This is a genomic window from Mucilaginibacter sp. NFX135 (assembly GCF_048565145.1).
Classification (GTDB): domain Bacteria; phylum Bacteroidota; class Bacteroidia; order Sphingobacteriales; family Sphingobacteriaceae; genus Mucilaginibacter.
This window is the reverse complement of sequence record NZ_CP183412.1, coordinates 2,786,322-2,808,329: the sequence shown is the minus strand read 5'-3', so window position 1 is coordinate 2,808,329 and position 22,008 is coordinate 2,786,322. Positions and strand designations below refer to the sequence as shown.

The 22,008-nt window shown below is 43.2% G+C and carries 18 protein-coding genes; all 18 read right to left on the bottom strand.

Going from position 1 to position 22,008, the window contains the following annotated elements; translation table 11 throughout:
- A complete protein-coding gene (locus ACNURT_RS12100; protein ID WP_419701953.1) occupies window positions 1–1,245 on the bottom strand; it encodes an ABC transporter permease in 1,245 nt (414 codons plus the stop codon).
- A gap of 25 nt (window positions 1,246–1,270) precedes the next feature.
- Window positions 1,271–1,936: an ABC transporter ATP-binding protein gene (locus ACNURT_RS12095; RefSeq protein ID WP_370994154.1), complete on the bottom strand. Its 666-nt coding sequence runs from the start codon at window positions 1,934–1,936 to the stop codon at window positions 1,271–1,273.
- A gap of 139 nt (window positions 1,937–2,075) precedes the next feature.
- A complete protein-coding gene (locus tag ACNURT_RS12090; protein WP_419701952.1) occupies window positions 2,076–3,533 on the bottom strand; it encodes a TolC family protein in 1,458 nt (485 codons plus the stop codon).
- A gap of 130 nt (window positions 3,534–3,663) precedes the next feature.
- On the bottom strand, window positions 3,664–4,911 hold the full coding sequence (locus ACNURT_RS12085; protein ID WP_419701951.1) for an efflux RND transporter periplasmic adaptor subunit: 1,248 nt from the start codon (window positions 4,909–4,911) through the stop codon (window positions 3,664–3,666).
- A gap of 405 nt (window positions 4,912–5,316) precedes the next feature.
- Window positions 5,317–6,111, bottom strand: a complete 795-nt coding sequence (locus tag ACNURT_RS12080) for an NIPSNAP family protein (RefSeq protein WP_419701950.1) — start codon at window positions 6,109–6,111, stop codon at window positions 5,317–5,319.
- Window positions 6,112–6,523: 412 nt separating this feature from the next.
- Window positions 6,524–7,294 (bottom strand): 3-keto-disaccharide hydrolase, encoded by a 771-nt coding sequence (locus ACNURT_RS12075; protein WP_370994158.1) that lies wholly within the window; start codon window positions 7,292–7,294, stop codon window positions 6,524–6,526.
- 110 nt (window positions 7,295–7,404) lie between these two features.
- Window positions 7,405–8,280 carry a sugar phosphate isomerase/epimerase family protein gene (locus tag ACNURT_RS12070; RefSeq protein WP_370994159.1) on the bottom strand — a complete coding sequence of 292 codons (876 nt, stop codon included), beginning with the start codon at window positions 8,278–8,280 and terminating at the stop codon, window positions 7,405–7,407.
- Between the two features lie 51 nt (window positions 8,281–8,331).
- Entirely contained in the window at window positions 8,332–9,225 is an 894-nt protein-coding gene (locus ACNURT_RS12065; RefSeq protein ID WP_370994160.1) for a hydroxypyruvate isomerase family protein, read from the bottom strand.
- 6 nt (window positions 9,226–9,231) lie between these two features.
- Entirely contained in the window at window positions 9,232–10,482 is a 1,251-nt protein-coding gene (locus tag ACNURT_RS12060; RefSeq protein WP_370994162.1) for a nucleoside permease, read from the bottom strand.
- 28 nt (window positions 10,483–10,510) lie between these two features.
- A complete protein-coding gene (locus ACNURT_RS12055) occupies window positions 10,511–10,951 on the bottom strand; it encodes a c-type cytochrome (protein WP_370994163.1) in 441 nt (146 codons plus the stop codon).
- 140 nt (window positions 10,952–11,091) lie between these two features.
- Window positions 11,092–12,399, bottom strand: a complete 1,308-nt coding sequence (locus ACNURT_RS12050; RefSeq protein WP_370994165.1) for an MFS transporter — start codon at window positions 12,397–12,399, stop codon at window positions 11,092–11,094.
- 145 nt (window positions 12,400–12,544) lie between these two features.
- The gene (locus tag ACNURT_RS12045; RefSeq protein WP_419701949.1) at window positions 12,545–13,597 is read right to left on the bottom strand and encodes a sugar phosphate isomerase/epimerase family protein; all 1,053 of its coding nucleotides are present in this window, start codon (window positions 13,595–13,597) and stop codon (window positions 12,545–12,547) included.
- 6 nt (window positions 13,598–13,603) lie between these two features.
- On the bottom strand, window positions 13,604–14,755 hold the full coding sequence (locus ACNURT_RS12040) for a Gfo/Idh/MocA family protein (protein ID WP_419701948.1): 1,152 nt from the start codon (window positions 14,753–14,755) through the stop codon (window positions 13,604–13,606).
- Between the two features lie 94 nt (window positions 14,756–14,849).
- Window positions 14,850–15,416, bottom strand: coding sequence for a gluconate 2-dehydrogenase subunit 3 family protein (locus ACNURT_RS12035; protein ID WP_419701947.1), 567 nt, complete (start codon window positions 15,414–15,416; stop codon window positions 14,850–14,852).
- 129 nt (window positions 15,417–15,545) lie between these two features.
- Window positions 15,546–16,976: a Gfo/Idh/MocA family protein gene (locus tag ACNURT_RS12030; RefSeq protein ID WP_370994169.1), complete on the bottom strand. Its 1,431-nt coding sequence runs from the start codon at window positions 16,974–16,976 to the stop codon at window positions 15,546–15,548.
- 29 nt (window positions 16,977–17,005) lie between these two features.
- Window positions 17,006–18,685 (bottom strand): GMC oxidoreductase, encoded by a 1,680-nt coding sequence (locus tag ACNURT_RS12025; protein ID WP_419701946.1) that lies wholly within the window; start codon window positions 18,683–18,685, stop codon window positions 17,006–17,008.
- Window positions 18,686–19,264: 579 nt separating this feature from the next.
- Entirely contained in the window at window positions 19,265–20,179 is a 915-nt protein-coding gene (locus ACNURT_RS12020) for a sugar phosphate isomerase/epimerase family protein (RefSeq protein ID WP_370994171.1), read from the bottom strand.
- A gap of 235 nt (window positions 20,180–20,414) precedes the next feature.
- Window positions 20,415–21,911 carry a TolB family protein gene (locus tag ACNURT_RS12015; protein ID WP_419701945.1) on the bottom strand — a complete coding sequence of 499 codons (1,497 nt, stop codon included), beginning with the start codon at window positions 21,909–21,911 and terminating at the stop codon, window positions 20,415–20,417.
- Window positions 21,912–22,008 lie beyond the last annotated feature (97 nt).

Sequence of the window (22,008 nt, the reverse complement as noted above, 5' to 3'; positions counted from 1 at the left end):
TTATTGTGCCTTTAAGGCTGTTACTACATCAAGTCTTGACATTCGCCAGGCAGGGTAAACGCCAGAAAGAAGGCCAAAAAATAAACAGGCCAGTAAACTATATAGTAACACCAGGGGGTTGATACTTAAATCAAAATCAGGTATGAGCCCGCTGCCGTTTATAACCTGTAAAATAATTACGGTGAGTATAAGGCCAATAATGCCACCCAATATGGTGAGTATGATATTTTCTGTAATAAACTGGTAAACCAACGTTTTTGACGAGGCCCCAAAAGCCTTGCGCACACCAATTTCAGACGATCGTTCCATGATGCGGGTGATGTTTACATTAACCAGGTTTACAGTGGGCAGCAACATAAACAACAAAATAAACAGGCTCATAAAAAACAAAAAGCGTGCATACCCTGCATTATCGGCATTGCCAAAAAACCCGCGGGTAAAGGTTTCAAAGTATGTATCGGCATCGGAATGCAGGGTATCAAAATCCTTTTTCATGTCATCGGGTATAGGTATCCGGGTAACCATTTGCTCGTACTCTGTGCGCATCTTCGTTACCAGTTGTTCAGATGGCGAAAGTAATATCGCGGAGTAATCTCCCCAAAAGTCTTTATTCCGGTAATCACTCTTAGCTACAGTATAAGGCAGAAACATGTTGGCATAAAAAACTTCCTCAATTTCTGGCACGTTTTTAATTACACCTGTTACCCGGTAGCTTATATTATCAGCTTCTATGTATTTACCAACTACGGTTACAACATCGCCAAAATACTCTTTCCGGGTACGTTCGGAAATCACGGCTACACGGTCGGCTTTGTTAATTTGATCGGGGGTAAATGGCTTACCTTCTATAAACTGGTAATTGGCAATATTCCACAAATCGGCATTGGTGTACTTCATGTCGATCACTATTTTTTTATTGTTCACATACGCATTTGATGAAGTACTTCTGGAAACAATAGCCATTTTAACCGGCGTTTTTAAACTGCCTGCGTAATGGGTTAAAAAATAAAATGAGGAGCCACCACTATTTATCCATCCCTTTTTTGAGGTATAAGTTAACCGTTTGATATATAATGACCGGCTATTCTTATCGCCAGGATAAACCGGATTGGTAACCTTTTCAATAAAAGCGGCAAGCACCATTAATACCGTGAGCGTTAAACTGATGCCGAATAAGCTGATAAACGTAAAGAACTTTCGTCTGCGTAATACCGCTATGGCTATTTTAAAATAATTTTTAAGCATGATCTTAATTTTTTAAGCTGATGTATTACTGAACCTGCGAGCCATCAAATAAGCGCACCAGCCGGTGAGTTTTATGCGCCATATTTTCATCGTGCGTTACCATTACAATGGTGGTGCCCTCATTACGGTTCAGGTTGATGAGGATCTCCATGATCTCGTTGCCCATAGCGCTGTCCAGGTTACCGGTTGGCTCATCGGCCAGGATGATCTCCGGGCGGCCCACAATGGCCCGCGCTATAGCCACACGCTGCCGCTGACCACCCGATAACTGTGTTGGGAAGTGTTTAATGCGATTGGATAGCCCTACTTTCTCCAAAGCTTCGGTAGCCAGCATTTTACGTTCTTTGGCGGTAGTGTTACGATACAGCAGTGGAAGCTCCACATTGTCCAGTACCTGCAGATCGTTAATCAGGTGATAGCTTTGGAAAATGAAGCCCAGTTTCTGGTTCCGGAACTGTGCCAATTGCTTGTCGGATAAATGATCGGTCTTTTGATCGCTTATCTTGATATCGCCTTTAGAGGGCGTATCCAGCAGGCCCATGATATTCAGCAGCGTACTTTTGCCACAGCCCGATGGCCCCATGATGGATAAAAATTCGCCCTTGGCTATATCCAGGCTGATGCTGTTGAGGGCCAGTGTTTCAATCGTATCTGTACGGTATACTTTCTCAATGTTTTGTAAACGGATCATATCTTTTTAATTATTGAATTATTGAATTAGTGAATTAGTGATGTAGGTTAATTATTGAATTACTGATTTAGTGAATTAGTGATAGGGTTTAGGTAATTATTATTGAATTATTGATTTCTTTTTGAATTTTGACTTAAATCTACTGGTAGCTTATCTTATGGTTGTTTTCAAAATCATATAATGACAGCTGACGTAACTGGTAATAGGCCCCCCAAAAGTCGCGGAGCGAAGTGATATAATCGCGTTTGGCCTGGTCGTTTTCCCTAAAGGCGATGCCCAGGTCCGTAATGCTCAGGTCGCCCAGTACATAGCGTTCGCGGGCTATTTTGTATTTTTCCGAGGCAATGCTGTCGGCCTCGGCGGTATATATCAGTTGTTCCTTCATCATATTAAAAAGAGATACCTGGGTTACAATTTGTTGTTTAAAAGTTTGTTTGTCCTGCTCTACTGTATATTCGGTAAGCTGTTGGTTTGCCAGCGCCGTTTTCGTACGCGATTTCGACCTGCCCCAATCCAATATGGGCACCGATAGCGTTAACGATACGATCTGCTGGTTTTGCGGATTATTATACAAACCAGGGATACTGGCAGCTGTATTTGAAAAACCCAAACTGGCATTAAGCGTGGCGGTTAAACCGGTTTCGCCCTTAGCTTTAGCCACATCTCTTTTAGCTTCGGCAATACGCCTTAAAAAAGAGATAGCATCTGCCCGGTTGGCATAGGCCTCGGCCAATACCTTATCTGAAGTAACACTCATCTGACTGATATTTTGGGGTATTGCCAATACAATTTTACTATCATCCTCCTGCCCAGTATAGCTGCGAAGATTGAGGGTGGCCACTTCTATATCGCGCCTGGCGGTTCCTACGGCTTTTTTGGCGTTAATGAGTTCCAACTGCAATTGTAATATTTCGTTTTTTGATACTTTCCCCAATTCAAATTTAATATTGGTTATAGCCATTATTTTTTGCGTATTGGCATAATTGGTTTCGGCAACGTGCAAGTTAACTTGTGCCAGCAACAGATCAAAAAAATACCCTTCAACTGTAACCGCTATATTTTCCTGATCTTCAATATACTTCTGTTTACTCTCGTTATACTTTAGGGGCTCAATTCTTTTATCCCATTTCAGTTTGTTGAACTGAAAAAGCGGTTGGGCATACGCAATTCCATACGGAACGCCATTGTATAATACATTATGCCTGTCGAAATCAGAAAATCGCTGTATTTGAGTTGTACCATAAATGGTACCTCCGGTAGCGGTAATGCTTTGGCTAAAATCAAGCTTTAGTGATGAATTATCATTATGAACCGGCTGAAACAATATGGTACCATCGGGCTGCTGCACCTGGGTAAAGGTTTTATTATAATCGGGCAGGGTACCGCTCAGGGCCAGTTGGGGCTGGTAATTTGACTTATAGGTGCGATACTCCCAGTATTTGGTTTCACGTAACGTAGCCGCCTGCTTAGCCGCTATGGAGTTTACTTTGGCCATTTCAACCACCTGCTGCAGGGTTAGCCGCAGCGTATCGCTGTTACCGCGGCCAAATGCCCCTGCGCTAATGGTCAACAAACTTATGATATATAAAATTTTCATTCTTTTTATTGTAAATGTTATTGAAGCCTCACCCCACCCTCTCCAAAGGAGAGGGCTTTAAAATATTTTTGAAGTCTCCCCCTTTGGGGGAGATTTAGAGGGGGCTCTCGCAATGACGTATCTCTTTATTTTAGTTATTTATAGTTATCTCTTTTGAGTTCTTATACTCGCTCATATCCGAAGTGATCACCACATCACCGGGTTTTACGCCGTCTTTTATCTCCACAAAATCAAAATTGGTTAGCCCGATATGAACCGTCCGGCGCTCGGCTTTGGAGCCATTGATCACAAAAATATCCTGTAACGACGATCCCTTAAATGCCGGTCCGTTAGCCACCTGCATTACCTTGCTATGCGTTGCGGTTATCAGAAACACATCTACTTTCATATTGGGCCGCAGCAGTTTGCTGGAACGATCGTCCAACTGGATATCAAAAGAAATGATGCTGTTTTGGATTGATGGCGATACATTGCTTACATGCCCGCGCAACTGGTTATCATTAAACCGGATAATTACCGGGATACCCGCGTGCAGCTGATCAACCGAATTGTCGGATATACTGCCCTGTACCTTAAAACTGCCCAAATCGGCAATGCGGGCCAGTGTTTCGCCTTCATGTATGTTGGCGCCTATGTTTTTGTTTACATAGGTGATAACCCCTTTACGGGTAGCCACAATGTTTGCCAGTTGCAGCTTGCGTTGCAGGGCGCTCAGATCGCTTTGCTGTATAGCGGCGGCAATCTCCGCTTCTTTGATCTCGATACGCATGGTCTGCTGCTTATTTTTGATCTCGTTTTCCAGCTGTTTTTTTTCCAGCTGCGCTACTTTCAGGTTAAGCTCGGCCTGCTCAATATTTTCGCGGGTGGCCCCTCCGGCTTTGTACAGGCGTTTGGCATTTTCAACCGCATCGGCCAGGTTACTGATGTGCAGTTGCTTGATATCATTATTTGACTGGATATCATAAAAACTTTTATCAAGGTCGAGTTTGAGCTTGCTGATCTCATTCCGCTTTGACTCCAGCTGAAAGTTAAGTTTGTCGTATTCGGTTTGGGTCGCTGTTTTATCAAGGGTGATGATGGACTGGCCCACGTTTACTTTATTACCGGCATCCAGGAGCGCGTTTTTGATAGAGGCATTGATAGGACTGGTAATCACCTCCTCAAACTCGGGCAAAACCTCACCTGTGGCGTTGATGGTATTTTCGATATTGCCTACTACAACCGCGGATGCTGTAATTTGGCTCCTGTTTATTGACGATTTGATGAATCCCCTTAGTATCCATACAGCCAGCACTAAACCACTGATAATGATCATCGCGATCAGTACGGCTTTCCGGCGTTTTTGTGCAGTTACTTCAAGGGCTATTTCCTTATCCATTGTGATACTTTTTTGGACAAGGATTGCAAGAGCTATACCAATATCAAGCTATTGGTTACAAGACGATTACAAATTTTTAATTTCCAAAAAGTGATCGATTCCGGACATTTTCAATGATAATGGACAGGTGGGGATGAGGAATTGAGGTGAGATGGGAGATTACTCTTTTGTCATCCTGAGGGACGAAGGATCTTCTTCGACATCCTTGCCGAAGAAGATCCTTCACTACGTTCAGCATGACAACGCTGTTTTTTGGACATGCTAACAACAAAACAAACAAATGTCATCTCGAAGGTAGGAGGAGAGATCTTTTGCGCGGGATATGCTAATCGAAAAAGATTTTTCACTCCGCTCAAGAGATAGTTTCTCCTTGTATGTTTGAAATGACAACAGCTACACAAAAATTCAAAAATCAGAATAAGCCGCAGGATACAGGAAAATGATATCCGCATGCGATACATTATTCTGATATTCGGCCTTTCCTGAGAGACTTTTCCAGTAGGCATCGTTACTAAAGGCTTCCCAGTGCTTGTCCCTGTCCTCTTTATTATTAAAAGTGGTCATGTACATCAAATTAGGCATATGACTACCGGCTATTACTTCGGAGTAAAATACGGCATTAAAGCCCAAACGTTTAAACAGTCCTACTTCATCGCCTACGTTAAACATGCGCACTTTATTAAAATTATACTTTTCAGTAGCGCTTTCATAGCTACGCAGCTCATAAACCCTATCCGCTTTGGCGCCCGTTAAATTTGGTACAGCCGGGGCGGGCATTCCCGGGAAGGCTTGTAATACGATGGTTTCTATACGGGTATACGGGGCATCTTTATACCCAGCGTTGATGTAATCGTCGCCATTGGTTAGGTATTCTGTATCACCCTGTAATTTTTTGTCGATACCTATCAGCTTGTCAAAAGTCGCAAAAGGCGTAAAAACATAAATACGCATATCGGCGGTATCCTGCTTTACCGGTTTAAATACGCCTACGTTTTTTACACCTGCGCGGTGCATAGCCGGTACATAGGCCTGCTCCAGGTAGCGTTCAATCCTACCCTCCTGCACCGTTGTTTTATAATGATAAATTTTAAGTTGATAGTAAAACCTTTTAGCTGCCATAGCCGAAGAAGCCGACAAGCCCAGCATAAAAAATAATATAACTGTAAACAGTGAATAGCGGATTTGGTAAAGTGATTTCATGAGTTTATTAAAATGGTAAAGATAGGTTCAAATCTGGTTATTTTTTGTGTTTTTCTCGATGGAGATTGTCACAATTTTGAGGACAATAACCCCTCATTGGACAGTTATCAAATCTATGGGTCAAAGCCTGGTCGCAGAACCGACTCACCCCGACGTCGCTACGCTTGTCACCCCTCTCTCCGCTTCGCGCATAGAGGCTTTTTTTCTTTTTCTACCCTCTTTCCGCCGCAGGCGAGGAGAGGATGGTCCATCCGCCAGCTGGTGGAGATAGACCGGGTGAATCGATAGACGCCTGGTTTTGCCTTATACCTTTTCATGGGCTATTACGCGTTCATGGCTTTAAGCAGCTATAAAAAAGGCCCATAAATCTTCATTTACAGGCCCTGGATTTTTTTTAAACGAATGCGGGATATTACAACTCGCGTACCCAGATATTTCTGAAGCTAAGCGGTTCGCTTTTATCGCCGTGTGCCTGTAATTTAATTGGCGCTGCGCCGTGTTTTTTACCTTCGTAAGATGCCTTGCCAATGTATTGGGTTGGGCCCCACAGTTCAAAGTTATTTTCAACAAGCACACCATTAAAGAACACGGTAGCTTTAGCGGCTGATTTCAGAGAGCCATCCTCATTAAATACAGGAGCGGTCCAAACTACATCGTATACGTTCCACTCACCTGGTTTACGGCCTGGATTGGCCAATGGGATAGCCTGTTTGTACAAGCTGCCTGCCATGCCATTAACATAAGTTTTATTGTTGTATGAATCTAAAACCTGTAATTCATATCCCGCATCGCCTTTACCTAATGATGCCAGGAAGATACCGCTGTTACCGCGGGCCTGTCCTTCGCCGGTAATACTGGCAGGTACGCGCCACTCAATATGCAGCTGGTAATTGGTGAACTTTCTTTTGGTTTCGATATTTCCTTTGGTTTTATCAACGGTTAAAATACCGCCTTTAACCACCCATGATGCAGGTGTTTGGTCGGCTACAGAAACCCATTCGTCCTCATTTTTGCCATCAAATAAAACAATGGCGTCAGACGGGGCCTCGCCCAAAACTTTTCCCGGTACAACAACTTTGGGTATAGGTTCCCATATTTCGGTATCTTCTGGCTTGGCCTGCTGCGCGTTAGCTACAAAAAAGCTTCCTGCTAAAAGCGCTGTTAATACAATTGGATATTTCATATTAGTATTATAGTTGGTTTTAAATTAATAGTGAATGGTGAATAGTGAGTGGAGAGTGGTTGATTGCGTAAGCAAATTTTTAACTATTCACCACTCACTATTCACTCTCATTAAATGTGGAGTGTATTTTTTAAGTACGACGCACTTTTGGCAATACTTACATACGGATCGATATTGGTATAGTTTTCCTGCTCCACAATAAAGTGTTTAATGCCGGCCAGTTTGGCTTTACTTAAGATTGTTTTAAAATCAATGTCGCCATTTCCAATTTCGGTGTTCAGGTTGGCATTGGTTTTATCACGATCCTTAATGTGTACAAATGTAAAACGGCCCGGATGTTTCTGGAATATAGCTATCGGATCCTGACCGGCGCGAACTACCCAGTAAAGGTCCATTTCCATGTTCACCAGTTTTGGATCGGTATTATTTAACACTACATCATAAAAAGTAGTATCGCCAACGGGATGCCATTCAAAATTATGGTTGTGGTAACCAAGCTTTAAGCCCGATGCTTTGCAGATCTCGGCAATCTTGTTCATCTTATCGGCTACGGCTTTACAGTCGTCAACCGTTTTGATGAAGTTATGGTTTAATGAAGGGATAATAATATAAGTTTGACCTATGGTGTTAGCTACTTCAATATAAGCTTTCAGGTCATCGGTTTTACCTTCGCCAAAATACTGATCCAGACCGTAGTGACCGCTTGGCGTGCTCAAACCGTTATCCTTTAACAGCTGACCAAAATCTTTACCTTGTAAACCCCAGTAACCGGTTTGCTGATTAAAACCAAAGGTTTCTACTTCTTTGTAACCGGCTTTGGCCACCTGGGCTATTACACCTTTTACATCTTTCGGCAACTGATCACGCAGGCTATATAATTGCAGCCCGACACCATTAGTGCTTTTGGCCGATAGTAAATTAGGTTTTATCATCACACCTGCCGCAACTAAACCGGCCTGTGCTAAGAATGTTCTTCTGGTTGTCATGTATAATTATTTGGTTAATGTATTGGTTAGAGCAGCTGCAAACCATAAGGTTTAAACATCGCAGATATGTACCGCTTTACGTAAAGAAGCGATATGATCTGGCTGCTTCGGAATAAACTCCTGTGCCACAAAGCCTTTATGCCCTACTCCCACAATAGCTTTCATAATAGCTGGATAATATAATTCCTGTGTATCATCGATCTCATTACGTCCGGGTACACCACCTGTATGATAATGCGCGATGTATTGGTGATTGTCGCGGATGTTGCGGATCACATCGCCCTCATCTATCTGCATGTGGTAAATATCATACAGGAGCTTAAAGTTTTCTGAACCTAATCTTTTGCAAAGTTCGGCACCCCATGATACACGGTCGCACTGATAATCTTTATGGTCTATCTTGCTGTTCAGCAGTTCCATTACCAATACTACGTTATGTTTTTCGGCAAGTGCTACCAAAGGCTTCAAACCTTCCACACAGTTGTTCCAGCCGGTTTCGTTATCCTTACCCCGGCGGCTGCCGCTAAAGCAGATCAGATTTTTATATCCTGCCGCGGCTACTTTAGGTATCATTTCCGAATAGTTTTTTTGCAACTGTGCATGAAATTGCTTGTCACCAAAACCATCGGTCAGGTTTATTTCGGCGCCGTTACACATGGATGAATACAGGCCATACTTTTTAAGTGTAGGCCAATCGGCCGGGCCAACCAGGTCGATCCCTTTGATGCCGATATCTTTGGCGGCGGCGCAAAGTTGCTCTACGGTTATATCGCCATAACACCAGCGGCAAACCGCGTGGTTAATATTTCCTTTAAGCGTATCAGGTAACATTGGTTTATCTTGTTCGGTTGATGTAAATGAAGTAAGCACACCCGACGCTGTAATAGCAGCCGTGCCTGCAAGCATGTTTTTGATAGCCGATCTCCGGTTTTGATTTGATGACATAGGTTTTTATATTTCAGTTTGTGCAGAAGGTTCCTGTATATCTAAGCCCGGTTTAGCAGCCATATCAGTTTTATCCTTAAATAACAGAAGGAATAATATCAATACAACAGCTGCAATTCCAGCCGGTATGAGCCATATGGTTTGCCAGTTATGGCTGGTAGCCGAAGTTTTCCAATGATCAACTATCGGCCCCGAAATGTAGGAACCAATAAGCATACCTACCCCATAAGTAGCCAGGGTAATAAAACCTTGCGCGGCACTTTTAAAACGCTCGCCGGCCAGGTTATCTGTATAGATCTGTCCGGTTACAAAGAAGAAATCGTAACAAATGCCGTGCAGTACAATACCGGCTATCAGCATCCAGTAGTTACTGCCTGCATCGCCGTATGCAAAAAATATGTAACGTAACACCCAGGCCAGCATACCCAAAGCAACCATTTTTTTAACACCCAGCCTTACAAAAAACAAGGGCATCAATGCCATGAATAATAACTCAGACATTTGGCTCATTGATTGCTTACCGGCAGCGGCGGTTACTCCAACTTCATTTAAAAACGGATTGGTAAAATTATAGTAAAACGCAAGCGGTATACAAATGGCAACCGATGCCAGGAAAAACGTAAGATATGACCGGTTTTTAAGCAACCCGATCGAATCCAAGCCAATAATATCTCCGAATGAGGTTTTTTGACCTTTTTTAACTGGTGGGGTATCAGGTAATGTAAAACTTAACAATCCGAGTATCAATGATGCAACAGAAGCCATTTTAAAGGTTAACACCAGCGAACCGCTTTTTTCCCAGCCCAGCCAGCCAATGATCAAACCGGCTACTATCCATCCGGCAGTACCGAATACCCTTATAGTTGGAAATTCCTTACTTGGGTTTTGCATTTGCTTAAATGATACCGAGTTTACCAATGCCAGCGTTGGCATGTAAATGATCATGTAAAACAAAATATTGGGATAAAATTTATCAAAATCGGCTATGGTAGTGGCATAAAAAAGCGAAGCTGCACCAAGCAAGTGCAGTACGCCTAATATCCTTTGTGCCGAAAAATACTTATCGGCTATAAGTCCTATAATAAACGGTGCTATAATTGCGCCTAACGATTGTGTTGCATAAGCCCCGGCATTTTGTGTACCGGTGGCTTTTAACGTAGTTGTTAGGTAAGTACCCATTGTTACAAACCATGCTCCCCAAATAAAAAATTCGAGGAACATCATAGTAGAAAGTTTTACCCTGATTCCAGTGGTCATAGTTATTTTTTAAGTAGATAAAACCAGGTTATTTTTTCAGCGATAAAACGTATTTAACCATTTCTTTGGCATCATCTAATGATACAGTTGGGTGTGGCGTCATCGGGATATCGCCCCAGTTACCTTTACCACCGTTAATAACTTTTTTGGCCAGGGTTTCGATGTTGGTTTCGGTAGCCGGATATTTAGCCGCTACATCCTGAAACGCGGGACCTATTATCTTGGTATCAACTTTATGACAGGTATTGCAATCAGCCGCCGCGATCAAACTTTCGCCTTTAGCCGAACCTGCTGATCCGCCTGCACCTTCTGTACCTGTTTTTGCAACAACGGTATCAGCATCAGAGTTAGTCGCTTTTGCGGTTTGGTTTGCCGCACTGGTGCTGTCGCTGCCGCCTTTGGTTGATGAATTGCTGCCGCAAGCTGTAACTACCGCGCTGATACAAAGAATAAAAAAAGCCTTTTTCATGAGTGTTTTTTGTTTTTTAATAATAACCTGACAGGGGCATATCTGTTTTAGCTTATTACTCCTGTTGGTTTACTTCTGTTTTTTTGGTTGTGATTAACGAGGGTGAAAAATACAATTTTTTATTATAATCAGTGTACTTTTTACACGCTAACTGTGCTTAACGGCGCTGTTTTTTTTCTGCCGCGCATATAAAATACCAAACCGGCAAAAGCAACTATCAATGCTACAGGGATAATGAGCGTAGTATTCAGCACTTCGGGACCGGCGGCCGACCGGGCAGCATCAAAAGCTTTGGCCATATCCGTACCTGCCGCTGCCGACCGGTAAGCATCCAGATTGGCTCCTGCCGGAAGTTTTTGAATCATGATAGCATCATAACGCCCCCCCATAAATATCATATAAATTGACACGCCAAACATGCCTGCTCCGCCCATCAGGTTTAATCCTACCGCACCGGTGCGGGGCAGGTTTTCGGCTACAAAGCCTATCATACAAGGCCAGAAAAAAGCAACGCCTAATCCAAAAATAACGGCCGCAAAATAAATAGCATCGCCATGTAAATGGACCATCAGGTAAATTCCCAGAGCCGACAGGATCGCTGAAATAAGCAATACACCCTGGGGAGCCAACCGGTGTACGATGGGAGCCGCAAATGCCCTCCCCAGTACTTGCACCGAGGCAACAAAAGTGAGGATCAGGATAGCATTGTTAGTAACCGTTTTGAATAATACATCCGTCCATTGATTAGTAAATAATTCTGTTATGGCTGTACCAAACATGCAGATGATCATAAACAAAAACAAAGGGTTCATCAAAGACACGTACATATCGCTTGTGCTTACACCTGCCGATACCCTTTCGGTTACCGGGAATTCCAGTTTGGAGAACAGGAAACCATAAGCCAATGTTGGAATAAGCATGATAGCTACTTCCAGCTGGGAGATCCAATAAGGCTTAGGTGATACACCATGCGCAAGCGCGGTATCCAATCCAAATACGATCAGCGTACCAATAACAATACCTGCCGGGAACCAAAGATGAAAATGATTGAGCTTAGTGGTTTTATTATCGGTATAAAGCGACGCAACCAAAGGATTACAGGATGCTTCGACAGTACCGTTCGCAATCCCGATCATTAAGGTAGACAGGAACAGGGTCCAGTATCCATTTGCAAAAATAGTGAGCAGGATACCTATCAAATGGAAAACAAATGCAGATACCAGTAATTTTTTCATACCGATAATATCCACAATAAAGCCTCCTACAATAATGGCTAACGGAAATCCCCAGAAAGCCGTTGCAGCAATGGTGCCCAGTTCTGAGCCATTAAGGTGAAATCTGACGCCCTGATCATTCAATATTCCGGCACGGATGCCAAATGATAATGATGTTACCAACAGGGATAAACAACTGGCCCTGAAAAGCTGTGTACGGTTAATGGTTTGCATTTAAAGATAATTAGGTTGAATTAATTGGTTAATTGGTATCTCAAATATAATGCTTTTTACCTCACCCAACCCTCTCCAAGGGAGAGGGCTTTCTATTGTTAAATAAAAAGTCTCCCCCATTGGGGGAGATTTAGAGGGGGTGTGTTTATATCCCCAGCGTCTTCCTGTTAAAAGCTTCGTCAGAACCTGACGCGGCGAAATCATCAAAAGCACGCTCGGTAACCCTGATGATATGATCTTTGATAAATGTGGCGCCTTCTCTTGCGCCATCTTCGGGATGTTTAAGCGCGCATTCCCATTCTAATACGGCCCATCCTTTAAAATCATATTGGGTTAATTTGCTGAAGATCCCTTTAAAATCAACCTGGCCATCGCCCAATGAGCGGAAGCGGCCCGCACGGTCGACCCAATTCTGATAACCGCCATAAACGCCCTGCCTGCCTGTTGGGTTAAATTCGGCATCTTTTACGTGGAACATTTTGATGCGTTCATGATAGATGTCGATAAACTCCAGGTAATCCAGGCACTGCAATACAAAATGCGATGGATCATACAGGATATTGGCACGTTTATGATGACCAACCTTATCTAAAAATATTTCGAAGGTGATACCGTCATGCAGATCTTCACCAGGGTGCAGTTCGTAGCAAAGGTCAATACCATTTTCTTCGTACACATCCAGGATAGGTTTCCAGCGTTTGGCCAGTTCATCAAAACCAGTATCTACTATACCTGCAGGGCGTTGCGGCCATGGGTACACCATTGGCCAAAGTAAGGCGCCGCTAAAAGTAACAGAAGCGTTAAGACCTAAATTTTTTGATGCTTCAGCAGCATATTTCAGTTGCTGCACCGCCCATCTTTGTCTGGCGGCCGGATTATTACGATAAGCCTCAGGCGCAAAAGCGTCAAAAAGCGAATCATAAACCGGGTTTACAGCAACCAACTGCCCTTGCAGGTGTGTTGACAGTTCGGTTATTTCTAATCCGGCAGCATTCACTATGCCTTTGATCTCATCCGCATAGGTCTTGCTTTCGGCAGCTTTTTGCAGATCGATAAAACGGGCATCATTGGTTGGCAGCTGAACACCTTTGTAACCCAGGCCAGCGGCCCATTTACAAATTGACTCCAGGCTGTTAAATGGCGCGGTATCGCCTATAAACTGCGCTAAAAATATGGCTGGTCCTTTTATAGTTGTCATAGTTTTTTAAATAGAAAATTCAGTCCATTTTTTATCTGATTTACCCGAGGCGATCACATTTTCAATAAATGCCATGCCGCGTACACCTTCTTTTACTCCCGGGAAATCCAACTCTTCGGAGGTAGGTGTTCTGCCCTCTATACCTGCTTTTACGGTTAACGCAAAGTTGCGGTACAGGTTGGCAAAGGCTTCCAGATATCCTTCGGGATGACCGGCTGGCGTACGGGTATTATGCTGTGCGAACGAGCTGGTATAACCGCCACCTGTGCGCCATACTTCCATCGGTTTATCGGTATACATTACCGTGAGGGAATTAGCATCGCTTTGGTGCCATTCCAGTCCGCCTTTTTCGCCGTAAACGCGTATTTTAACATTATTTTCTTCGCCTGCAGCAATTTGTGTGGCGGTGAGTACACCGCTTGCGCCGTTGTTGAATTTGAGCAGCGCGGCGCCGTCGTCATCCAGCTTACGGCCTTCAACTACAATATTGATATCGGCACAAATTTTAGTAACCTCTAAACCTGTAACATATTCGGCCAGGTTAAAGGCATGGGTACCAATATCGCCCATGGCACCTGCGATACCGCTTTTACCCGGATCTGTGCGCCATGAGGCCTGTTTATTATCATCGCCTTCCAGAAAGCTGCTGAGCCACCCTTGCGGATACTCTACGTATACTTTGCGGATAGCGCCTAATTTTCCTGTTTTGATCAATTGTTTGGCCTCTTTAACCATCGGGTAGCCGGTATAGGTATGCGTAAGGCAAAATAGTTTACCTGTAGCTTTTACTATTTTATCCAGCTCTTTGGCCTCGGCCAGGGAAAAGGTCATGGGTTTATCTAAAACAACATGAAAGCCGTTTTCCAATGCCATTTTTGTTGGAGCGAAGTGTACGTGGTTTGGTGTAACAATGCTGATCACCTGTACACGCTCGTCCGCTGGCAGTTGTTTTTCTTTTTCGATGAGTTCGGTGTACGAGTTGTAGATACGGTTGGCGGGTAGTCCCAGTAACAAACCGCTGGCTTGTGATTTTTCGGCATTACTGCTAAAAGCGCCGCAAACCAGTTCATATTCACCATCTATACGGGCGGCTATACGGTGCACGGCGCCAATAAACGCGCCCTGACCGCCACCGATCATTCCTAATCTTAGTTTCATTCTTTATAGTGAGTGGTTAATTCAATCGATTGGTGAGTGGTTGCATAAGTTTATAACCATTCTCCACTCACCTAATCAACTAAAAACTAATTTTTTATGTCGCCCAGGCTTTATCACCTTTTTTGTAGGGCACGTTGCCATCATAACGTCCTGGTACAGCAATGTAGCGCAGGGCTTTAGTTGCACCAACTTCTGAAGTAAAGTAACCCAGCAGGGTTAGCTCTTTCATCATCCGGAAGTAATGGTTCGGATCTTCGGGCTTTTTGTTTTTCGTGTAGTTCTTTTGCTCGGCATCCAGTTCGGTAAGCAGTTCGGTGCGTTGTTTGGCATCGGCTTCCATAAACGTTTTGCTGAATTTTTTCTTGCTGGCCTCATCCAGATTGGAGATACCTTTTACAAAAACCTTCTGATCTTCGGGCTTATAGCAATCCTGAACCATCAGGGCCATAAAATTGCCAATAGCGGCGGCTTTGGCGCCAGGTGTGCTGGTAGCTGGTAAAATGGTTTCGCCAATTTCATCAAATAAGGCTACGTTGTTTTCATCAAACAATTCGTTCACTTTTTTGGAACTTGGTTTACAGCCCGAGATAAAAAACTCAGCGCCGATGATGGTACCTCCCAGTATCAATCCAACCCTGCCAATAGCTTCTCTTCTATTCATGATTTAATTATTGATTTATTGAATTATCGAATTATTGAGTTATTGAATTACTAAGTAAGCAAATATTGAGTTATCGAATATCGACTTTTCAAATCAATAATTCAATAACTCAATAATTCAATAACTAATTTAGGCTTTCAGTTTAAATCCATCAGGATAATCCCTGTGGATGTATTGGTTTACCGCATCAAAGTTGGTCACCTTCATGGCCTTGTTATCCCATAACAGTTTCACCTGTCCACCGCTAAGGTCATGACCACGTACAGCCAGATTGGCCATTAACAAAGCTTCGGTAAGCGGACCAGCTTTATCAAATGATGAGCTTAGTTCGGTTTTACCATATCCGGCTATACAGCCTTCAACCCATTGCGCGTAGTGACCTTCGGCGCCGCCTGGTACCCTTTTCCATTTTTGCGGCGCGTTGGCGCTTGCAGTTAATGATTTTGGCAATAAAGTAGCCGCATCTGAATAAGTGCTGGCATACATTTTACCTTTTGTACCAATAAACAATGTACCATTACCTTCTTCGCCGCCAAATTTTTCATTTGCTCCTAACTCAGCAGGTCTTTCTGGTGTAATGCCACCATCCATCCAGTGCATGGTAACATCACCTTTTGTTTTCTCGGTTTTTGGGAAAGTTAAGGTAATGTGGCTTGACGGAGGACAGCTTTCAGGGAAGTGGCCTTGTTTAAACTCATCCACATAAACACTGCCTACACTGGCCTGTACATCTTTAACATATTGTAAACCCAATACACGGAACGGAGCCTCAACCAGGTGACAGCCCATATCGCCCAGAGCGCCGGTTCCGTAATCCCACCATCCGCGCCAGTTAAACGGTACCAGTTTATCTACGTAATCCTTTTTAGGAGCAGTACCCAACCACAGGTTCCAATCCAGTTCTTTTGGGATCTCTTTTGCAGGCTGAGGCCAGGCAATACCCTGGGGCCATACCGGACGGTTTGTCCAGCAGTAAATGGTGTGCACATCACCAATCAGGTCAGCATCATACCATTCAGACATCAGACGGGTACCATCGTTTGATGATCCCTGGTTACCCATTTGGGTTACTACTTTATATTTTTTGGCTGCCTCGGTTAATAAACGGGCCTCCCAGATATCATGCGTCATTGGTTTTTGCACGTATACGTGCTTACCTAACTGCATAGCATGGTAGGTAATGATGGCATGGTTATGATCTGGCGTTGAGATTGATACCGCGTCAAAGTTTTTCGACTCTTTATCATACATCTCGCGCCAATCTTTATAGTACTTGGCTTTAGGGAATTTAGCACGTGAATTGGCGGCTCTTCTGTCGTCTACATCGCATAAGAAAGCGATCTCGGCTTTGCCGCTTTTGTAAAAGTTGGCAATATCGCTCTGTCCTTTACCGCCCGCGCCTACGCCGGCAATAAGCAATTTGTCGCTGGGTGCTGTAAAGCCTTTGCCGCCCAGCACAAAACGCGGAACGATCATGAAACTTGCAGCGGCTAATGTACCCTTTTTAAGAAAATCCCGTCTGGAGGCGTCGGGAGTACTTTTGTCCTGTTCTTCAATCATTGGTTTGTATATTTTGGATATCCGGTTAATTAGATCTCGTTTTTCTTTAAAGCCTCAACCGCGTAATTGGCTGCACGGGCGGTCATGGCCATATAAGTAAGTGACGGGTTTTGGCATGCTGCCGATGTCATGAAAGAACCATCAGTAACAAATACATTTTTGGCATCCCAAACCTGGTTCCACTTGTTCAATACAGATGTTTTTGGATCATGGCCCATACGTGCGGTTCCCATTTCATGGATACCACGGCCCAGATATGGGTTTTTGCTGCTTGTTTGCACATTTTTAACGCCTGCCGCTTCTAACATGGCCTTTCCTTCGCTTTCCATGGCAATACGCATCTTTTTCTCGTTGTCTTTCAGTTCAGCGTCGATTGCAATAACAGGAAGCCCCCATTTATCTTTTTTGGTTTTATCGATGAACACTTTATTATCATGATAAGGCAAAGTTTCACCAAAACCACCCATACCTACCGACCATGAACCCGGCTCGGTTAAGGCATCCTTAAAGGCACCGCCTATGCTCAGTTCGGCAATATCACGGCTCCACCCTTCGCGGCTTGCACCGCCCTGGTAACCAAAACCACGTATAAAATCGCGTTTATCGTTACCCAGATTGGCAAAACGAGGAATATAGAATCCATTTGCACGGCGCCCGAAGTAGTATTTATCCTCGTAACCTTCTACATGGCCCCATGCATTAACATTTAAGTGGTGATCCATCAGGTTATGACCCAACTCGCCGCTGCTGCTGCCTAAACCGCCTTCCCAAACATCATTCGCCGAATTCATCAGGATCCAGGCCGAGTTAATGGTAGAAGCGTTCAGGAATACGACTTTTGCAAAGTATTCATAAGTTTTGTTGGTTTCGGCATCCAATACCTCTACACCTTTGGCTTTTTTAGTATCCTTATCGTACAAAATTTTGGTAACGATTGACCATGGACGAACGGTTAAATTACCGGTAGCCATAGCCGCAGGCAAAGTAGCCGATTGTGTGCTGAAGTAAGCGCCAAACGGACAGCCTAACCAGCATTTGTTACGATACTGACAGTTGGTGCGGTTATTATGCGGTACAGTGATATTGGCAGTACGACCAATAATCATGGCCCTTTCTTCTTTATAGTATTCTTTTAATCTTTTGGCAACATCTTTTTCAACCACGTTCAATTCCATCGGCGGCATAAAATCGCCGTCGGGTAAAACGGCCAACCCATCCCTGTTACCAGATATACCAGCAAATTTTTCAGCATAGCTGTACCATGGAGCGATATCTTTATAGCGGATAGGCCAATCCACAGCGATACCATCTTTTAGGTTAGCTTCAAAATCAATATCTCCCCAGCGGTATGATTGCCTGCCCCACATGAGTGAACGACCGCCAACATGATAACCGCGGAACCAGTCAAATCTTTTTACTTCCGTATATGGACTGTCTTTATCACTCGCCCAATAATCCAGGTTGGTTTCGTTCAAGGGATAATCGCGTTTTAATACCGGGTAATCATCTATCATTTTTTGCGTACGCCCGCCACGGTGCGGAAATTCCCACGGTGCTTTATTAGCGTTCACATAATCTTTAATGTGCTCGATGTTACGACCACGCTCCAGCATAATGGTTTTTAAACCCTTTTCTGTTAGTTCCTTGGCAGCCCATCCGCCTGAAATTCCTGAGCCAATGACAATAGCGTCATAAGTGTTTGCAGACATATCTATTCGGTTAAAATGAATTTTGTTTAGTACTTGGTTATCCCGCTAAATGTATGAATAAAAATTATTTTACAAATATTGCATTGTGTTTTTTTTACACTTTGAATATTGATCGGTTTTATAACAATTAGCGTTGTTTTGGCTTTGCATCAGGGGTCGACGCTTTGGCCGCCCTAAAGTAAAACCACTCCGTTGCATTACCTATTTGTATACCGAAAATTTAAAATAAAAACGTGTTTTAAAAACATAAAGTATTATTTATCAATCTATTCTAAAAAACAACAATCTCAAAAATATAAATACAATTTACGGTGTATCCTATAATGTATATTCCTTTTTTTTATTTCACCCCATGCATAGCCAGCCGACCGAATGGTATAAGCCATATAGGTTAAACAAATGTGTTTACAAATATGGTAAATGGTTTTAGCAGTTCTTAGTTAAATTACCTGTACTTACAGGCATATTGACTTAATAAATGAACCCTGGTTTATAAAACGATTATCAAACTTAGTAACTTAAAACACTAAAAAAAGAGTGTATCAGGAAATATTGTCTGGTGAAATTACCTTAATAATATCAATAACCCCATTTTTTCATGATTTGTAAATCAATTTTTACACAATCAACCGGGTCTTTTCCCTGGTAAGCTTCCTGCTCAATAATAAACAGAACAGTGCCTCCTTTTTTACTTGCTGCTTTTACAATTTCTTTAACCGGCAAAACACCCTGACCCAGTATGGTACTTTCGGTATCATCCCCATCAGCGCGTGGAGCTACTTTAATCTCATCCTTAACATGTAACGACTCAAACCGGCCTGGATATTTATTGATAAAATCAAGCGCTACGCCACCCGTACTAAACATATTGCCCACATCCATTTGCTGGGCCACCAATTTTGGATCGGTATTCTGGATAATAAAATCATACAGGGTGATATCTCCTACTTTGGTACTGATCTCAAAGTTGTGGTTATGATAGCCAAATTTCATGGCCGATTTTTGGCACAGCTCTCCGCATTTATTAAACTGCTCCATAAAGCGTTTTAATTTATCGGTATCATGGCGCAGGCTTTCATCCAGCCATGGGCTGATCACATAACGCTGACCAACGGTAGCGGCATCTTCAATGGTATATTTCCAGGCGTCGGTAAAATCGTTTTTGGCGTCATCCCAATGTTGGGCAGTCATTACGGTATGGCCGCTTGGCATTTTTATTTCCAGATCGGTTATTATTTTTTTAAACTCCTTGGCAGTAAAACCATAAAATTTACGATCAACATAGTTGGCATGTTCTACATGATGATAACCCGCATCGGCCAGTTTTTTTAATGTACCTTTTGGGTCTATTTTCATAGCATCGCGTACGCTATACAACTGTACGCCCACACGCTGCAGGTGTTTTTCTGATGCCATTAAACTATCAGGTAATAAAGCCGCGCCCGCTAAGGCTACAGCGCTTGTTTTTAAAAATGATCTGCGGGAGGTTTGCATTGGACTGATGTATTAAGGTTATAATTTGGAAAAAGAATCAAGATATTAGAATCAAGAGACAAGATAGCTACATATTAGGTTATTTCGTTTCATTTAATTCAATTTATCTCTTTGAATTCATTAAGGTGATTTTCGCACATTTTTCGATCTTTAATTTCTCCGTTTTATTTCCTGATTCTTGACTCTTACTTCTTGATTCTTATATCTTGTTTCCTGACTCTTATCTCTTGCTTCTTTACTGAGAATTGCTCACAAACGCGATATGTTTACTATCCGGCGACCATGACGGGGTATTGATAGTACCCTGCCCGCCATATAAGTAGGCTACCACTTTTGATGGCCCGCCGCCAACCGGCATTACCCGGATGAATACGTGCTTATAAAATGGATGATCGCCGGGCTCCACTTCGTTTTTCAGGAAGGTGATATAGCAGATCCATTTACCATCGGGCGATACATGCGGAAACCAGTTATTGTAATCGTCATGGGTGATCTGGGTTTGTTGGCTGCCATCGGCTTTCATGCGCCAAACCTGCATCAGGCCGCTGCGTACCGAATTAAAATAGATGTATTTTCCATCTGGTGTATATTCGGGGCCATCATCCAAACCCGGGCTGGTGGTCAGTCTTACTTCCTTTCCACCACCCGAAGGAATCCGGTACACGTCAAATTCATTATTCCGTTCGCCGCAAAATACAATGTACTTACCATCTGGCGACCAGCCATGCATATAACTTGCGCCAACACCAACGGCGGATATTCTTTTGGCCTTACCGCCAGTAACCGGAACGGTATAACCAATCGAAGGTCCACCGTCATTACTGCTGATGGCCAGCATTTTACCATCAAATGACAGCACATGATCGTTATTATTATTTTTGGCCGGAGCGGTATTTAGCACCATTGGCTGCCCGGTTTTGAGATTGAATTTGTATAAGGAGCCCTCGCTGTTGTAAATAAGCGATTGCCCGTTGTGCATCCAGTTGGGGGCTTGTAGTGATTTTGGCGATTGATAAATAACGGTGCTGTTTTGCGTAGCCAGATCAAGCAATTCGATGCTGCTGCCCAGGTATTGTTTATAGGGCACCAGCGTTGACGGGGCAGGTACTACGATGCGCACATTGTTAAAAACAGCTTTTTCGGTTACATTGGCGTTATGTGAGCAAATGAATATGCCAACATAAACTTCATCGCCCAGGTCAAGGTCGTTTATCTCTTCGGTCACAAACATGTCGCCTTTGCGCGCTACAGACATGGTATAGGTATTACCCTTCCGTTCCAGTTGGATCACATTGGCAGCGGTAATACTTGATTTTTTCTCTTCGGTAATGCCTCCCGCCTTTTTGCGGTATTGCAAGGATGTTAAACCATCGCCATGAACAACCGCGTTGATATGTTTGGAATTGGAATCAAGTGTGCTGCGGATCATCAGACCAATTTTGCGGTGATCCTCCACCCCTTTACCTATAAAAGCGGCATTGGTGCGCAATATAAAATCGCCTTTCATGCGTTTCCACACAAAATAAAAAGCATCGCTGGTGGCCCAGATGTTTGCACCGGAGCCTTCCAGATGATATTGCTGTAGTTTAGGGTCATATTGTAAATTACCTTTATGCTTTACAATTCCTACATCGCTTTGATCATCAAATATCCCTGTTGGGGAAACCTGCGCAATTGCTTTTTGGTTAAGAAGAATAATAAAACAGGGCAGGCAAAAAAACAAAAATCGCATTTTACTACACATGGATCGGGTGTTTATATTACACTATATAATTGGCCTCACTAAGTTATAAAATACATTTGTAAATAGTATGGCATTATTTATCAGT

What these genes read in the sequence shown, in the direction of transcription:
- ACNURT_RS12100 (WP_419701953.1), bottom strand. Translation starts at nt 1,245, where the DNA reads ATGCTTAAAAATTATTTTAAAATAGCCATAGCGGTATTACGCAGACGA.
- ACNURT_RS12095 (WP_370994154.1), bottom strand. Translation starts at nt 1,936, where the DNA reads ATGATCCGTTTACAAAACATTGAGAAAGTATACCGTACAGATACGATT.
- ACNURT_RS12090 (WP_419701952.1), bottom strand. Translation starts at nt 3,533, where the DNA reads ATGAAAATTTTATATATCATAAGTTTGTTGACCATTAGCGCAGGGGCA.
- ACNURT_RS12085 (WP_419701951.1), bottom strand. Translation starts at nt 4,911, where the DNA reads ATGGATAAGGAAATAGCCCTTGAAGTAACTGCACAAAAACGCCGGAAA.
- ACNURT_RS12080 (WP_419701950.1), bottom strand. Translation starts at nt 6,111, where the DNA reads ATGAAATCACTTTACCAAATCCGCTATTCACTGTTTACAGTTATATTA.
- ACNURT_RS12075 (WP_370994158.1), bottom strand. Translation starts at nt 7,294, where the DNA reads ATGAAATATCCAATTGTATTAACAGCGCTTTTAGCAGGAAGCTTTTTT.
- ACNURT_RS12070 (WP_370994159.1), bottom strand. Translation starts at nt 8,280, where the DNA reads ATGACAACCAGAAGAACATTCTTAGCACAGGCCGGTTTAGTTGCGGCA.
- ACNURT_RS12065 (WP_370994160.1), bottom strand. Translation starts at nt 9,225, where the DNA reads ATGTCATCAAATCAAAACCGGAGATCGGCTATCAAAAACATGCTTGCA.
- ACNURT_RS12060 (WP_370994162.1), bottom strand. Translation starts at nt 10,482, where the DNA reads ATGACCACTGGAATCAGGGTAAAACTTTCTACTATGATGTTCCTCGAA.
- ACNURT_RS12055 (WP_370994163.1), bottom strand. Translation starts at nt 10,951, where the DNA reads ATGAAAAAGGCTTTTTTTATTCTTTGTATCAGCGCGGTAGTTACAGCT.
- ACNURT_RS12050 (WP_370994165.1), bottom strand. Translation starts at nt 12,399, where the DNA reads ATGCAAACCATTAACCGTACACAGCTTTTCAGGGCCAGTTGTTTATCC.
- ACNURT_RS12045 (WP_419701949.1), bottom strand. Translation starts at nt 13,597, where the DNA reads ATGACAACTATAAAAGGACCAGCCATATTTTTAGCGCAGTTTATAGGC.
- ACNURT_RS12040 (WP_419701948.1), bottom strand. Translation starts at nt 14,755, where the DNA reads ATGAAACTAAGATTAGGAATGATCGGTGGCGGTCAGGGCGCGTTTATT.
- ACNURT_RS12035 (WP_419701947.1), bottom strand. Translation starts at nt 15,416, where the DNA reads ATGAATAGAAGAGAAGCTATTGGCAGGGTTGGATTGATACTGGGAGGT.
- ACNURT_RS12030 (WP_370994169.1), bottom strand. Translation starts at nt 16,976, where the DNA reads ATGATTGAAGAACAGGACAAAAGTACTCCCGACGCCTCCAGACGGGAT.
- ACNURT_RS12025 (WP_419701946.1), bottom strand. Translation starts at nt 18,685, where the DNA reads ATGTCTGCAAACACTTATGACGCTATTGTCATTGGCTCAGGAATTTCA.
- ACNURT_RS12020 (WP_370994171.1), bottom strand. Translation starts at nt 20,179, where the DNA reads ATGCAAACCTCCCGCAGATCATTTTTAAAAACAAGCGCTGTAGCCTTA.
- ACNURT_RS12015 (WP_419701945.1), bottom strand. Translation starts at nt 21,911, where the DNA reads ATGCGATTTTTGTTTTTTTGCCTGCCCTGTTTTATTATTCTTCTTAAC.